A 15630-nucleotide genomic window follows, 5' to 3' on the forward strand; every position below is an offset into this window, starting at 1 on the left:
GTTCCTTGATCGGTGTAGGTTTCGATCCGGCGGCCACTGGGCGGCACGGATCCACGGCGGCGGCTCGTTGCGCGCACGCCGGAACAGGGCTGTGTGCTGTTGTGGGGTTGTGTTGTGTGACGGGAACACTCAGCGGTTCCCGATCACCGACGCGTGGATCTCATGCGGTTCCCGGAATCTCGTCCGGCCCGCCGCGTCGCGCGGAACTCCACTCGGGTGGAGCGTCGGCCCTTGCTTCGACCTGATTGCAGAATGGTCACGGAAGGTTAACGGAAGGTGAACGAATCGCTAATCGGAGGCGATGTTGACCTTGAAACCCTCGAGTGAACTGCCGTGATCCCTGAGCTATGCAGGGGGTTTGCGAATAAACCTCTTGTGCTTCAGTTCACAGAAGTTTTCAACTTCTGGTCTGTTTTTCGGCCGGGAAAGTGACATTCCCGTGACCTTTCCGGTGTATTCGCGCGTGAGCGCGGACACTTTCCCGGAAACGAGAAAGGCCCCGGCGTCGTGTGTCGCCGGGGCCTTTCTTGCTACTGTGCGCCATCAGGGACTCGAACCCCGAACCCGCTGATTAAGAGTCAGCTGCTCTGCCAATTGAGCTAATGGCGCGTGCTCCGTGTTCCGGTGCGGGACAGACATTAACAGGCCATGGCGCAGAAAGTGAAATCGATACCCCGCGCGCGGGTGTGGCCTTCGTCGCGTCGCCCGTAACGGCGCGAGGTTGGAGGGGGATCTAACCGGGGAGACTCGCCGCGACGAGCCGGTCATCACGTTGGGAACGGTCTGCCGGGCTGGCAGAATGGCAGAACGTGGTCTCGACCGGTCCCGCCCGGCGCGGTGGGTTGAGCTCGGTGGGTAGTCGGTGGGATCCGAAGCCGTCGGTGCGGGCTGTTGCACCGGGACTTGAAACGGGGTTGAGATGCGCATTGGTCGAGGTCGACATCGGTCGACGTGGAAACTCGCAGGACCGCTGGTCCTGCTCGCGGTCGTGGCGTTGGCATTGCCGTCGTGCTCGTCGTCGCAGGCGACGGACGCGTCGGTCCCCATCGATCGCAACCCCATCACCGAACTGATCAAGCCGAAACTACTGGCGCCGGTCAAGGATGGCGATGTGGGTGTGTCGCCTGCCGCGCCGATGACGTTCCAGGTCGAGGACGGCAAGTTCACCAATGTGTCGTTGCTCACGCCCGAGCAGGAGCCGGTCAGCGGCACGCTCGCCGCCGACGGACGCTCGTGGGCGACCACCGAACCGCTCGGCTACGGGCGCACCTACAAACTCGTCGCGGAGGCGGTCGGGCTGGGTGGCGCGACCACCAGCACGATGAGCTTCACCACCACCTCGCCCGACAACAAGACCAAGCCCTATCTCATCCCCGGTGAGGGCGAGGTCGTCGGTATCGGCCAGCCGGTGGCGATCCAGTTCGACGAGAACATCCCGAACCGCAAGGCCGCCCAGGAGGCCATCAAGATCACCACCGAGCCCGCGGTGGAGGGTGCCTTCTACTGGGTGAACAATCGCGAAGTCCGTTGGCGGCCGGAGCATTTCTGGGCGCCGGGCACCAAGGTCACCATCGACGTCAACGTCTACGGCAAGGACCTCGGCGACGGCCTGTACGGCGCCGACGACATCCACTCGTATTTCACCATCGGTGACGCGGTGATCTTCACCGCCGACGACGCCACCAAGCAGGTGACGGTCACGAGGAACGGCGAGGTGATCCGCACCATGCCGACGTCGATGGGTAAGGACAGCACGCCCACCGACAACGGCATCTACATCGTGGCCGACAAGCACCGCGAGATCATCATGGACTCCTCGACCTACGGTGTGTCGGTGAACTCGCCCGACGGGTATCGCACCCCGGTCGATTTCGCGACCCGGATCTCCTACAGCGGCATCTTCTTCCATTCGGCGCCGTGGTCGGTGGGGCAGCAGGGCTATTCCAACACCAGTCACGGCTGCCTGAATCTGAGCCCGGAGAACGCTCGCTGGGTGTTCGAGAACGCCAAGCGCGGTGACATCACCATCGTCAAGAACACCGTCGGCGGCACGCTGTCGGGGGTGGACGGTCTCGGTGACTGGAATATCCCGTGGTCGGAGTGGAAGGCGGGCAACGCCGACGTCGGCTGAGCCGACCGCAAAACGCACGAGCGGGCGCCGGTGAATCCGGCGCCCGCTCGCTTCGTTTCAGGGTGCGGTCAGGGCAGCATGCCGCAGCCGAGGTGGGCGGTGCCCGCCATGGCGGCGGCGCTGCCGGTGGCCGCGCACAGCAGTTTCTCACCGCCGAGCAGCAGCCGGTCGAGGTTGGGCAGCCCGGCCGAGCCGGTGCCCGAGGATCCGGTGGTGGCCAGGCCGCCGGCCGAGCCGCTGCTGGCCGAACCGGAGTCGGGCATGTCCGGCAACCCGACCGCCGCCGCGGCGGTTCCGGCGGATCCGGTGACGAGGGTGGCGCCGATGAAGGCTGCGATTACCGCGGAACGCATCAGGAGATGTTGTCTTTCTCGTCGAACGGGCGGGCCACGGTGGCCGCCCTCAGCGCAGTCTACGGACCGGTACGCCAGATGCACCACACATTCGGATCACGATCGTTTCACACATGACATCGGCAGGTCGGCGCATGCCACGGCCCCCGGCTCGCGGGCGAACCGGGGGCCTGCGACTGCTGGCTACGACACGGGTGTCAGGGCCTTCTCTTCCTGCGCGGATTGTTTCCGCAGCATCGAATGGGAGCGGCTGTAGGCGAAGTAGACGACCGTGCCGAGGGCCATCCAGATCACGAACCGCAGCCAGGTCTCGATGGACAGATTCAGCATCAGCCACAGGCAGGCGAGCGCGGCCAGGATCGGCAGCACCGGCACGAACGGCACCCGGAAACCGCGCGGCAGATCCGGGCGGGTGCGCCGCAGGATCAGCACGCCGACCGACACCAGCACGAACGCGACGAGGGTGCCGATATTGACCATCTCCTCCAGTGTGCCGAAGTCGACGAACCCGGCCAGCAGCGCGCAGACCACGCCGACGATGACGGTCAGCCGCACCGGCGTGCCCTTGCTGCCGGTCTGGGCGAGGCCGCGGGGGAGCAGTCCGTCGCGCGACATGGCGAACAGCACCCGGGTCTGGCCCAGATACATCACCATGACGACCGTCGAGAGTCCGGCGAGCGCGCCGATGGCGATGATGTTCTTCACCCAGGTGGCGCCGTTGAGGGCGAAAGCCGTTGCCAGAGTGGCGTTCCCGTCGGCGAGCTGGGTGTAGGAGACCATGCCGGTCAGCACCAGTGACACCGCGACGTAGAGCACGGTCACGATGGCCAGCGAGCCGAAGATGCCGCGCGGCACATCGCGCTGCGGGTTGCGGGTCTCCTCGGCGGTGGTGGCGACGACGTCGAAGCCGATGAAGGCGAAGAACACCAGGCTGGCCGCGGCCAGCAGCCCGTACCAGCCGTAGCTGGTGCCGCCGGAGCCGGTGAGGAAGGCGAACAGCGACTGGCGCACGCCCTCGGCCTTCTCGGAGGGCTCCGACGGCGGGACGTAGGGCGTCAGGTTGGACGGTTTGAAGTAGGTGGCGCCCACCACCAGCACCAGGGCGATCACACCGAGTTTGATCGCGACCGCGATGGCCGAGACCCGCGACGACAGTTTCGTCCCGGTGGCCAGCAGCACGCCGACGATCGCGATGATCACCACCGCGCCCCAGTCGAAGTTCACCGATCCGATCTGGATGATCGGCGCGTTCGAGCCGAGTACCTCGCCCAGGTACTGCGACCAGCCTTTCGCCACCACCGACACCGCCAGCGCGAATTCCAGGATCAGGTCCCAGCCGATGATCCACGCGATGACCTCGCCGAAGGTCGCGTACGCGTAGGTGTAGGCGCTGCCGGCCACCGGCACCGTCGAGGCGAATTCGGCGTAGCACAGCGCCGTCAGCCCGCACGCGATCGCCGCGAAGACGAACGCGAGCGAGACCGAGGGCCCGGCCACCGTGCCCGCCGTGCGTGCGGTGAGGGTGAAGATGCCCGCCCCGATGACGACCGCCACACCGAAGATGGTGAGGTCCTTGGCCGTCAGGTCCTTGCGCAGTTTCGACTCCGGTTCATCGGTATCCCGGATCGACTGTTCCACCGATTTGGTGCGGAATATTCCGCTCGCGATCGCCATTGCAGGTCTCCTCTCTGAAACTCCGCCGGCGCCGTCAGAGCGACCGCGGGATGGCGTCGAGGCGGCGTTCGGCGAACCGGTTGGCGGCCTCGCCGGTGCCGATGCCCTCGGCTTTCGCGGCGGCGATGATGTCGCGGCAGCGGTCGAAGATGCCCGCCACCTCGAATTCGACCTCGGCGGGTGCGGCGGCCCGCAGCTCGCCCGCCACCTGAATGAGTCCGCCGGCATTGGCCACGAAGTCGGGCACCCAGGTGATGCCGCGCTCGGCGAGCAGCCTTTCCACGCCGGGATCGGCCAGCTGGTTGTTGGCGGCGCCGCAGATGAGCTTGGCCTCGATCTCGGCGGCGCTGGTGCCGGTCAGGGTGGCGCCGAGGGCGCAGGGTGCGTAGACGTCGACGGGCGCGGTCGATACCGCGCCGAGCAACCGCACCGCGGGGTGCTGTTCGGCCACCCGTTGCATGGCCGCCTCGTTCACATCCGCCACGCATACCTCGGCGCCGTCGGCGAGCAGCAGCGCGATGAGTTCGCGCCCGACCTTGCCCGCGCCCTCGACGCCGACCGTGCGGCCGGCGAGTGTCGGTGCGCCCCAGACCGATTCGGCGCCGGCCCGCATCGAATGGAAGACGCCGAGCGCGGTCAGCCTGGCGCTGTCGCCGGAGCCGCCCGCGGCGACGCTACGACCGGTGACGTGCCGGGTGTGCTTGCCGATGACGTCGAGATCGTCGGTGTTCGTCCCGACATCGCCCGCGGTGATGTAGCGCCCGCCCAGGGTGTCGACGAACCGCGCGTAAGCCGCCAGCAGCGCCTCGCTCTTGTCGGTGGACGGATCGCCGATGATGACGGCCTTGCCGCCGCCCAGATGCACACCGGCGGCCGCCGCCTTGTAGGTCATGCCCCACGACAGTCGCAGCACGTCCTGCAACGCCGCGGATTCGTCGGCGTACGGGTAGAAGCGGGTGCCGCCGAGCGCGGGCCCGAGCGTGGTCGAATGGATCGCGATGATCGCCTTCAGGCCCGTCTTGTCGTCCTCGCAGAACACCACCTGCTCGTGGCGCCGGGCGCTGAGCTCGTGCGAGCGGCCGAAGACTCCTGCCTCGGTGTGCAGAACTGTCACTGTCGATTCCTTTCCTGGGCGCCGAGCGGGCATGCCTGGTGGGCGGGTGCCGCTGCGGCTGGGGTTGTTCGCCGCGGGTGTGCAGCGGATTTCTGTTGTCGCTGTGTTGTGCGGCAGGCGGGTCGTCGTGCCGCGGCGCACCGTGGCCGCGGCCATACGCAGGGGCCGTTCGGGTTTCGCCGTTGTGTGCGGTGCTCGGATCAGTGCTCGATGCCGAGTTCGCGCAGTCCGGCCCAGTACAGCTCGACGTTGCCGAGCTTCACGTCCTCGTAGCCGCGCACGACATCGGGCAGCTCGGCGGCCTTCGTCGCGATGTCATAGGACTCGCTGGTCAGCCCGTCGGCCAGGCCGCACACCATGCCGGTGTAGTGGGCGAGCAGTTCACGCTCGACCTTGCGGACGTGGGCGTAGCCGAACGGATCGAGTCTGGTGCCGCGCAACACCTTGCCCTTGGCCAGAACCTTCAGCACCCCATGCGATTTCGGCCCGAACCCGATCTTCTTGCGCCGTCCCATGGCACGCAGCACCGGCGGATGCAGTTTGTAGGTGAGTTTCTCGCCACCTGGCACCTGCGCCTGCACCTCGGCCAGGAACGCCGGATCCACCAGCAGCCGGGCCACTTCGTACTCGTCCTTGTAGGCGGTGAACTTGTACAGCCCGCGCGCGACGGCCGCGCTGAAATCGGTGCGGTCGGTGACCGAGCGCTCGGCTTCCCAGACGTGCTGCACGGTCTCGACGTAACGCCGAGCCACCCTGGCGTTCTGATAGCCGACCAGTTCGGCCGCGCGCCGCTCCACCAGCTGCCGCACCTCACCCTCGAAACCGGTGTGCGCCAGCAGATCCGCAGGCACCGGCGGCGGGGTGCGCCGCGGCTGCCCCTCATCGACAGCCGCGGCGAACGCCGCCGGATCGGCGATGGCGGCGCGTCCCCACCGGAAGGCGGCGATATTGCTGTCCACCGCGACTCCGTTGATCCCGATGGCCTCCTCGATGGCCGCGGCCGGCAACCGCAGTCCACCGCTCTGCACGGCCGCGCCGACGATCAGGAAGTTGGCCGCGGCCGTGTTCCCGAACAGCGTCTGCGCGGCGGCGAGCGCGTCGAAATGCCGCAGCGAACTCGACACCGCGGTGAGCCGGTCCAGCAGCAGCCCGGTGTCGGGGTAGCTGACCGACTTGTCGTAGACCATGTCGCCGGTCGGGGTCTGGCTGGTCGACGCGACCGCCACCGTGCTGCCCGGATCGCCGTACTGGAGGTAGCGGGGGTCGGTGGCGGTGAGCAGGTCGATGGCCATGATGCAGTCGGCGCTGCCGGGGGTGAGCCGGTTGGACGGCTCCAGCGCGGTCGCGGAGAACCGCAGATGCGAGACCACCGGGCCGGCCTTCTGGCTCAGGCCGATCTGATCGAGGCTTTCCACCTCGTAGCCCGCGCGCAGGGCCGCGGTCGCGAGCACCTGGTTCACGGTGACGATGCCGGTGCCGCCGATACCGGCGATGAGCACGTTCTGGGTGCCTACGGGCGTACCGAGCCCCGGATCGGGTGCGGCGGGCGGTTCGGCGGCCTTCCGCGGCTTGCGGCTCTTCTTCGCCGGTGTGAGCTCGACGGTCACGAACGACGGGCAGTCGCCGTCGAGGCAGCTGTAGTCGGTATTGCAGGAGGTCTGATCGATGCGGGTCTTGCGGCCGAACTCGGTCTCCACCGGCTGCACCGACAGGCAGTTGGACTTGGTGCCGCAGTCACCGCAGCCCTCGCAGACCGCCTCGTTGATCACCACGCGGGTGTTGCGCACCGGCAGGGCGCCGCGTTTGCGCTGCCTGCGGGCATCGGCCGCGCAGTGCTGGTCATAGATCAGCACCGTGACGCCCTTGATCTCGCGCAGCAGCTTCTGCGCCTCGTCGAGCCGGTCGCGATGCCACAGCAGCGTGCCCTTGGCCAGGTCCTTCTTCTTGTGCCGCCGGGGTTCGTCGGCGCAGATGATGATCTTCTTGACGCCCTCGACGGTGAGCTTGTGGGTCAGCTGCGCGACGGTCAGGATGCCCTCGACATCCTGGGCGCCGGTCATCGCGACGACCTCGTTGTAGAGCAGCTTGTAGGTGATGTTCACCCCGGCCGCCACGCACGCCTGCACGGCCAGCTGCCCGGAGTGGAAGAAGGTGCCGTCACCGATGTTCTGGAACAGGTGCGGCACATCGGTGAACGGCGCCTGGCCGATCCACTGGCTGCCCTCGCCACCCATCTGGGTCAGTCCGGTGACAGCGCTGTCGCTGCGCCCGGACATGGTGACCAGGGTGTGGCAGCCGATGCCGCCGCCACCGATCGAGCCCTCGGGCAACGCGGTGGAGCGGTTGTGCGGGCAGCCGCTACAGAAGTACGGCGTCCGCTTGGCGGAGAGCACCTCCAGCGAAAGCGGCGGCGGTGCGGTCCTTTTCAGCTCGACGCGGTCGCGCAACACCCGGCGCAGCGGTGCCAGCAGTCGGCCCGCGGTGAGTTCACCGTCCACCGGCATCAGCCGGGCACCGCGCTCATCCTGCTTGCCGAGGATGCGTGGCGCATCGGCGGTGCCGTAGAGGATCTCCCGGATCTGCGTTTCGATGAACGCCGTCTTGTCCTCGACCACCACCAGTTGTTCCAGGCCGCGGGCGAATTCGGTGACCGTGCCCGCACCGACCGGGTAGGATATCCCGATCCGCAGCAGCCGGATACCGGCGCGATGCATGGCGGCCTCGTCGACGCCGAGATCCACCAGCGCCTGGCGGACCGCGTCGAAGGTGGTGCCGGTGGCGGCGATCCCGATCCTGGCCTGCGCCGGATCGACCTCGATGACGTCGAGATCGTTGGCCGCGCCGTACGCGCGCACCATCGCCCAGCGCGGGCCGTACAGATCGGCCTCGGCGAGCACACTGTCGGTCGGGGCCGCCATCGGGCGCTGCCGGTAGGTGAAAGGCTTGCCCTCCCACTGTAGTTCGGGCACCACGATCGGCCGGTCGGCCACCGAGGCGTCCACCGTCCAGGCGCCGTCGGCGACGTCGGCCACGATCTTCATCGCCACCACGCACCCGGAGGCCCGCGAGAGCGCCACGCCCTGCATGCCCATGGTGATGATCTCCTCGGCATTGCGCGGGAACAGCACCGGCACGCCGAGCGCGGCCAGCGACCGCTCGCTCACCGCGGGCACCGTCGAGGATTTCGAGGCCGGATCGTCGCCGACCAGCAGCAGCACACCGCCGCGCGGATTGACCCCGTACATGTTGGCGTGCCGGATGGCGTCGGTGGCGCGGTCCACACCCGGTCCCTTGCCGTACCAGACCCCGACGACGCCGTCATGGGTCGCGCGGCCCGCGGGCAGATCCGCCTGGCTGCCCCACACCGAGGTGGCGGCCAGCTCTTCGTTGAGACCGGGCACGAAGGTGATGTCGTGTTCGGCGAGCACCTCCGGCATGCCGAACAGCATCTTGTCCACCCCGCCCAGCGGGCTGCCCTGATATCCGGAGACGAACGTCGCGACCCGGCGCCCTGCCCGGATATCGCGCACGTGCTGCTCGACGAGTAGCCGTGCGATGGCCTGAACGCCGGTGAGCAGGACCGGGCCCGCTCCGGAGCGGTAGCGGTCGGCGAGGTCGTACGGCGCGGTCGGCTCGGCCTGGGGCACACAGGTCGGACAGGCAACGGTCGTCATGGACACCTCACCACTCTTTCCACAACCCAGATCGTGAGCTGCAAACGAAGGGACTTGCGTTCGGTGCAGCGAAATGTGCCGTGGATGGGTGATCTGTGTCAACAGTCGGCCGAAAGGTTGATCAATCTGCTCAAAAGTGATCTGGAACACTTCGAGCGGTGCGTCAGTTTGCTCGAGCCGGAGAGAGCTGGGTCACATCACGGCGCGGGCGGGGAGTTCGTCAGATGCTCGACGATCGGCAGGCAGCGATATTGGATCGGGGTGGCCAGCGCGAGCATCGTCTCGGTGTGTTTGACGCCGGGGATGGCGTGCACCCGCTGGATGATCTCGAGCAGGTCCTGCTGGGTGCGGGCCGCGATGCGCACGAGCAGATCGGCCCGCCCGGTCGTCGCGTGTACCTCGAGCACGTGCGGGAAGGTGCGCAACGCTTCGACGATGGCGTCCATCTTGTTCTGATCGAGTTCGATGCCGAGGAAGGCGTGCACGGCGAAGCCGACGGCTTGTAAGTCCACGTCGGGCGGGTATCCGCGCACCGCGCCGGAGGATTCGAGCCGCTTCATCCTGGCCTGGACGGTGTTGCGGGCGATGCCGAGGCGCTGGGCGAGTTCGAGAATCGGGGCGCGCGGATCGGCGGCCAGCTCGGCCAGCAGCGCGGCGTCGAGAGCGTCGATCTTGATGGTCATGACGCATTCTCGCACGGTGAAAAAGTTCGGGCCCGGGAGAAAGATCTCCCGGGCCCGAACTCCCTTGGGTGAGTGACGGGACTCGAACCCGCGACAGCCAGGATCACAACCTGGTGCTCTACCAACTGAACTACACTCACCATCGCCGGTGCGACACCGGCGCGGTCGATAGTAGCGCGTCAACCCCCTTCGGAGCTAATCGGTTACCGGCGAGTCGCTGACCTGCGGTTTCTCCGGCTCGCCCATGACCTCCGCGGCCACCGCGGCGATCTCCGCGGTCGACGGGCCCGGTGCGGGCACGAACGCGGTGCGCCGGTAGTACTCCAGCTCCCGGATGGATTCCTTGATATCGGCCAGCGCGCGGTGGGTCAGGCCCTTCTCCGGCTGGCCGAAGTAGATCCGCGGATACCAGCGGCGGCACAGCTCCTTGATCGAGCTGACGTCGATCATCCGGTAGTGCAGATGGCTGTCGAGGGCGGGCATATCGCGGGCGATGAACGCGCGGTCGGTGGCGATCGAATTGCCTGCCAGCGGCACCGTCCCGGGGGTGGGCGCGAACTGGCGGATGTAATCGAGCACCTGCTGCTCGGCCTCTTCCAAGGTCACCGTGGAACGGCGGACCTCGTCGGTGAGACCCGAGCGGGCGTGCATGTCGGCGACCACGGCCGGCATCGCGGCCAGTGCCTCGTCATCGGCGTGGATGACGATGTCGACGCCGTCGCCGAGAATATTGAGGTCGCTGTCGGTCACGAGTGCGGCCACCTCGATCAGCTTGTCGCTGTCCAGGCGCAGCCCGGTCATCTCGCAATCCATCCACACCACTAATTTGTCGGACACTCGCCATACCCTAGTCAGCGCGGCACCGGGCGTGTCCGATTACCTCACTTCACCTGTGCGCGCCCGATCCGGCGATACGCTGTTGGCCAAGCACATCGACCAGGCTCGCCCGTGCCGATGTGCCGCTCGGTAGTCCGGTTAGGCGTTCGATGCTGCGGGAAAACCGCAGGCGAAATACCCGCCCTCTCGGAGCTCTCGGAGCAGCGGTCGTCACTGTGCCGGCCCTCCGGTGGCGGGTGTCGGCTCGACACAGGAGGACCTGCGATGACCAGCCCACAGGAGAAGGCCGCGGCCGCCCGCAAAGCAGCCGAGGAAGCCGCGCGCATCGCGGCGGAGGCCGCGGCCGCTGCGGAAGCCGCCGAAGCCGAAGCGGCGACTGCCGAGTCCGGTGGGGCTCCTGCCGCATCCGGTGCGACGGCGGCAGAGTCCGGCGCGGGCTCGAGCGGGTCGGGAGGGGCGGCAGCAGGTTCCGGTGGGGCAACGGATGCGGTGGGTGGCGCTGCGGCCGGCTCCGGTGGGGCAGCCGAGTCTGCGCGTGGCACAACCGCGTCGAGTGATGTGGCGGCGAGTGCCGGCGGTGCCGCTGGTGCGTCGGGTGGTCCGGTCGGACCGGCAACTGAGTCCGGCGGAGCGGACAGTGGCTCCGACGACGACGCGCCCGAGGGTGGTGGCTCATCTGCCGCGCAGGAGATCGCGGCCGGATACGCGGTCGAGGGCGCCGCGCTGGAACTGGGCACCGTGGTCGTCGACGGCACGGTCGATCGCACTGCGCGGGTACGGATTCCATTGCGGACGATGAACCGGCACGGTCTGGTCGCCGGCGCCACCGGTACCGGCAAGACGAAAACGTTGCAGGGCATCGCCGAACAGCTCTCCCGCGCCGGAGTTCCGGTGGTGCTCGCCGATGTGAAGGGCGATCTGTCCGGGCTGTCGCGGCCGGGGGAGCAGAACGAGAAGCTGGCCCAGCGGGCGGTGGAGACCGCCGCCACCGACTGGGCGCCCACCGGGTTCCCGACCGAGTTCGTCTCCCTCGGCACCGGTGGTCTCGGCGTGCCGATCCGCGCGACCATCACCTCGTTCGGTCCGATCCTGCTCAGCAAGGTGCTCGGGCTCAACGAAACCCAGGAGTCCACGCTCGGGCTGATCTTCCACTGGGCCGACAAGCAGGGCCTCGGCCTGCTCGACCTGAAGGATCTGCGCGCGGTGATCCAGCACCTCACCAGTCCGGAAGGTAAGGCGGATCTGCAAGGCATCGGCGGGGTTTCGGCGTCGACGGCCGGGGTGATCCTGCGGTCGCTGGTGAACCTGGAGGCCGACGGCGGCGACACCTTCTTCGGTGAACCCGAACTCGATCCGGCCGATCTGCTGCGCACCGAGGGCGGGCAGGGCGTGATCACACTGTTCGAACTCGGCGCGCAGGCGGCGCGGCCCGCGATGTTCTCCACCTTCCTGATGTGGGTGCTGGCCGATCTGTTCCAGACCCTGCCCGAGGTCGGCGACGTGGACAAACCCGAGCTCGTCTTCATCTTCGACGAGGCCCACCTGCTGTTCGCCGACGCATCGAAGGCCTTCCTCGACCAGGTGGAGCAGACCGTCAAGCTGATCCGCTCCAAGGGCGTCGGCGTCTTCTTCTGCACCCAGCTGCCCACCGACATCCCGAACGCGGTGCTCTCGCAATTGGGCGCGCGGATCCAGCACGCGTTGCGCGCCTTCACCCCCGACGATCAGAAGGCACTGTCGAAGACGGTGCGCACCTACCCGAAGACCGACACCTACGATCTGGAGCAGGCCCTCACCTCCCTCGGCATCGGCGAGGCGATCGTGACGGTGCTCTCCGAGCGCGGCGCTCCGACGCCGGTGGCCTGGACCAGGATTCAGCCGCCGCGTTCGCTGATGGACACCATCGGCGCCGACGCCATCAAATCCCGCGCCCTGGCCAGCGCACTGCACGGCAAATACGGGCAGACCGTCGACCGGGAATCGGCCTACGAGATGCTCGCCGCCAACGTCGCGGCGGCCGAGCCCGAGGCCGAGCCACAACCCGTGCCCGGCCGGTCGCCGAGCGCCGAGGAGGACTCGGCCGCCGAACGCATCATGAAGAACCCCGCGGTGAAGAGTTTCCTGCGCTCGGCCGCCACGGTCGCCGGCCGCGAGATCACCCGCACCCTCTTCGGGACCCGCAAGCGCCGCTGAATCGCCCTCCGAGCCCGACGAGCAGTGTCGTCCTCTGCGGTGGACTCGGGCTGTGCGCTCAACGCGCATCACTGATTCACACCGCTTGAATCAGTGATGTAGGATGGTGGCCATGCGAACGACGATCCGGCTGGACAGCGACGTCGTCGCCGCTGCGGAGCGACTACGACGGGAACGTGGCATCGGGCTGGGTGAGGCGATCAACGAACTCGCGCGAGCAGGGATGCACAACCAGTCGGCAACGCAACGTCGCCCGTTCCGTCAGCGGACCCGCGACTTGGGAGCGCGGGTGGATCTATCCCGGAACTCGGAGGTCCTGGATCTGATCGACGAGCCGTATCCCGGACGCGCATGATCGTCGACGTCAACGTACTGCTGTATGCCGTGGACGAAAGCAGCCCGCACCATGAGGTAGCGCACGCTTGGCTCCAGGACGCGATGAACGGCGATGTCCGGGTCGGGCTTCCATGGCACAGCCTGGTCGGTTTCGTCCGTATCTCCACGCATCCCAAAATCTTCGCCGCGCCGATGACCGGCCGCGAGGCATGGCAATTCGTGGACGAATGGCTGGACCACGACATGGCATGGGTCCCGTTGCCCACGGACCGGCACCGCCGAGTTCTCGGGCGGCTCATCGATGACCATTACGCCACAGGCAATCTCGTGCCGGATGCTCACCTGGCCGCGCTGGCGATCGAGCATGGTGTGGCGATCTGCTCATTCGACACCGATTTCGCCCGGTTTCCCGAAGTGGAATGGATCAACCCGCTCCAGCGGTGACCGCGCTTCCCGCCCCCGAACCCGATCCTGACCTCCCGTTGACGTCCCGCCGGGCCGTTCGGCCTATTTGCACGGCGATTGCTCGTGCGGCAGACTCGACAGCCCGGCACCGATTCGGGAGGACCGACGTGAGGATGATTCGCGCGCTCGCGCTCGCCGCCGTGGTGCTCATTCCTGTCGCCGGTTGCGGTGACGACGCGAACGAGGCGCCATCCGCCACGCCGAAGCCCATGCCCGCGCCGGTGATCCCCGCGCCGCCGCCGCAGTTCTGGTCGACCCCGGCCGCCACCCCGCAGCAGCACGCCACCGTCGCGCAGGCGACCAGGCAGATCGACGTGTGCTCGCTGATTCCGCGGGAGGTCCTCGACGATCTCGGCGGCGTCGACAGCGTCACGGTGGGTCTCGATTCGTGCCGGGCGAACCTCCGCGCCCAGGGCGCGGACAGCACCCTGACCTGGCATGCCACCCTGTTGCCCGAGCTGACCCCGGGCCAGGGCATCAGCAAACAACTCGGCGATGTGAGCGTGCTGCTGGTGCCCGACCGCAAGGACGGACCGGCCGGTTCCTGCGGCGCCACCGCGCGCTTCCCGGCCGGCGCCGCGTTCTATCTCGGTGCCACCACACCGGGGCAGGACCCGTGCGCGGTCGCCGACCGGCTGCTGCCGGGCATGATCGAGCGCTGGCGGCAATCGCCGCCGCAGGGCACCTCGCCCGATACCGTGCCGACGGTGCTGCTCGGCGCCGACCCGTGCGCGGTGCGCGCGAAGCTGGCCGGCACCACCGACACCGACCAGCGGCGGCTCACCCAGTGCCTGTTCGGCTATCGCAACGAGACCGTCACCGTGAGCTACGAGTACCGCGACCCGGCGCATATCGCGGCGAACAGCACTATCGAGCAGTTCGGCGAGCGCCCGGTGCACCGATGGGCCTCGCTCTACGACAGCCGCATCCCCATCCTGACCGCCGTGGTCGGTCCCGAATTACCGCCCGGCAGCACGGTATTCGGCCCGCGCGTGCCGGTCGTCGAGGTGTCCGCCGCGAGCTACGAGGTGACCAGGGAAGTGATGGAGCAGGTGCTCGGCCTGTTCCCAGCGCGGTGACGCAGGCCTACCGGAGCGCTCCAACGAATTGGCCGACGACTCCGCGGTCGCCCGACCCGGTCGGGCTGCGCTGAGTCAGCCACCGAGCTTCTTATAGAACGCCCCCGCCACCGGCGCGGTGACCGCGCGCGGCCCGTACTGCCCGGCCACGCTCATTCCCTTCGAGATCAGGCCGGGCACGATGCGCATCTTATTGCGGGCCAGGGCGTCGATGGAGACCTTGGCGGTGTACTCGGAGGAGACCCACATGAAATCGGGGACCATGCGGTCGACGATGGACGCTTCGGCCGGATCGGGCGTCTCGGTGCGGACCGGGCCGGGGGCCAGCAGGGTGACGTGCACGCCGGTGCCCTTCAGCTCCCCGCGCAGCGATTCGGAGAAGGTATTGGCGAAGGCCTTGCTCGCGGCGTAGGTGGCGTTGTTCGGGATGGGCATATTGCCCGCCGCCGAGCCGCTGATGAGGATGCCGCCCGCGCGGCGTTCGATCATGCCCGGCAGCACCGCCAGGCTGAGGTCGTGCACGGCGACGGCGTTGAGTTCGAGCTGGTCGCGTTCGTAGGCGGGATCGAGTTCGGCGACCGGGCCGAAGGTCGCGATGCCCGCGTTGTTGCACAGAATCGCGATATCGCGCGCCGACAGCTCCTCCACCAGCGGCGCCCGCTGCTCCCGGTCGGCCAGATCGACCGCGCGCACCTCGGCGGTGATGCCGTGCGCGAGGGTCAGCCGCTGCGCCAGCTCCTCGAGGACGTCCCCGCGCCGGGCCACCAGGATCAGCGAGTACCCGCGCATGGCCAGCTCGGCGGCCAGCGCGGTCCCGATCCCGGACGACGCTCCGGTGACGACGGCACGGTTATCGGCAGTGGGGGAAGGCAAGCTCACGCCATGAGCGTAAGCGACTCCGATCCGCCGTGTGCCGCTGGCCGGATCGCCACCGATCACCACCGCGCACCGCCGGGCGCCGGCATATGTTTCGCCCACCTCTGAGCGACAACTCACATGATTGTCGCTCAGAGGTGGGCGGCAGGTGGTGCTCTCCGGGGTGCAGCGGCGGCCCGGGGCGCGCCGCGTTTGTCGCTCGGCGACCGGCAGCA

At 68.1% G+C, this 15630-nt stretch carries 12 protein-coding genes and 2 tRNA genes; 5 read left to right on the forward strand and 9 right to left on the reverse strand.

Going from position 1 to position 15630, the window contains the following annotated elements; genetic code table 11:
- Positions 1-536: 536 nt before the first annotated feature.
- Positions 537-609 (reverse strand) — tRNA-Lys (locus tag FEK34_RS26285).
- Between the two features lie 310 nt (positions 610-919).
- Between FEK34_RS26285 and FEK34_RS26290 the strand changes: the two genes are divergently transcribed.
- Complete coding sequence (locus FEK34_RS26290) at positions 920-2131, forward strand: L,D-transpeptidase (protein WP_138452078.1); 1212 nt, start codon at positions 920-922, stop codon at positions 2129-2131.
- Between the two features lie 68 nt (positions 2132-2199).
- Here the strand turns inward: FEK34_RS26290 and FEK34_RS26295 are convergent, their stop codons facing one another.
- The 7 genes from FEK34_RS26295 to orn form a co-directional block, all read right to left on the reverse strand.
- On the reverse strand, positions 2200-2484 hold the full coding sequence (locus FEK34_RS26295; protein ID WP_138452080.1) for a hypothetical protein: 285 nt from the start codon (positions 2482-2484) through the stop codon (positions 2200-2202).
- Between the two features lie 183 nt (positions 2485-2667).
- Positions 2668-4158: an amino acid permease gene (locus FEK34_RS26300; protein ID WP_138452082.1), complete on the reverse strand. Its 1491-nt coding sequence runs from the start codon at positions 4156-4158 to the stop codon at positions 2668-2670.
- A 34-nt stretch (positions 4159-4192) separates the two neighbouring features.
- Positions 4193-5305: a Glu/Leu/Phe/Val family dehydrogenase gene (locus FEK34_RS26305; protein ID WP_138452252.1), complete on the reverse strand. Its 1113-nt coding sequence runs from the start codon at positions 5303-5305 to the stop codon at positions 4193-4195.
- A gap of 167 nt (positions 5306-5472) precedes the next feature.
- Positions 5473-8946, reverse strand: a complete 3474-nt coding sequence (locus FEK34_RS26310) for an indolepyruvate ferredoxin oxidoreductase family protein (protein ID WP_138452084.1) — start codon at positions 8944-8946, stop codon at positions 5473-5475.
- Positions 8947-9143: 197 nt separating this feature from the next.
- A complete protein-coding gene (locus tag FEK34_RS26315) occupies positions 9144-9629 on the reverse strand; it encodes an Lrp/AsnC family transcriptional regulator (protein ID WP_138452087.1) in 486 nt (161 codons plus the stop codon).
- 67 nt (positions 9630-9696) lie between these two features.
- Positions 9697-9769 (reverse strand) — tRNA-His (locus tag FEK34_RS26320).
- Between the two features lie 55 nt (positions 9770-9824).
- Complete coding sequence (gene orn / locus FEK34_RS26325; protein ID WP_138452089.1) at positions 9825-10466, reverse strand: oligoribonuclease; 642 nt, start codon at positions 10464-10466, stop codon at positions 9825-9827.
- Between the two features lie 264 nt (positions 10467-10730).
- Between orn and FEK34_RS26330 the strand changes: the two genes are divergently transcribed.
- From FEK34_RS26330 to FEK34_RS26345, 4 genes are all read left to right on the forward strand, one after another.
- Positions 10731-12659, forward strand: coding sequence for a helicase HerA-like domain-containing protein (locus FEK34_RS26330; RefSeq protein ID WP_138452091.1), 1929 nt, complete (start codon positions 10731-10733; stop codon positions 12657-12659).
- A 112-nt stretch (positions 12660-12771) separates the two neighbouring features.
- Complete coding sequence (locus FEK34_RS26335) at positions 12772-13014, forward strand: ribbon-helix-helix protein, CopG family (RefSeq protein ID WP_138452093.1); 243 nt, start codon at positions 12772-12774, stop codon at positions 13012-13014.
- Entirely contained in the window at positions 13011-13439 is a 429-nt protein-coding gene (locus tag FEK34_RS26340; RefSeq protein ID WP_138452095.1) for a type II toxin-antitoxin system VapC family toxin, read from the forward strand. Before FEK34_RS26335 ends, FEK34_RS26340 begins: the two co-directional genes overlap by 4 nt.
- A gap of 134 nt (positions 13440-13573) precedes the next feature.
- On the forward strand, positions 13574-14539 hold the full coding sequence (locus FEK34_RS26345) for a peptidase (RefSeq protein WP_138452254.1): 966 nt from the start codon (positions 13574-13576) through the stop codon (positions 14537-14539).
- Positions 14540-14614: 75 nt separating this feature from the next.
- Here the strand turns inward: FEK34_RS26345 and cmrA are convergent, their stop codons facing one another.
- Positions 14615-15418: a mycolate reductase gene (gene cmrA, locus FEK34_RS26350; protein WP_138452097.1), complete on the reverse strand. Its 804-nt coding sequence runs from the start codon at positions 15416-15418 to the stop codon at positions 14615-14617.
- Between the last annotated feature and the right edge of the window lie 212 nt (positions 15419-15630).

The organism is Nocardia cyriacigeorgica, assembly GCF_005863245.1.
GTDB lineage: Bacteria > Actinomycetota > Actinomycetes > Mycobacteriales > Mycobacteriaceae > Nocardia > Nocardia cyriacigeorgica_C.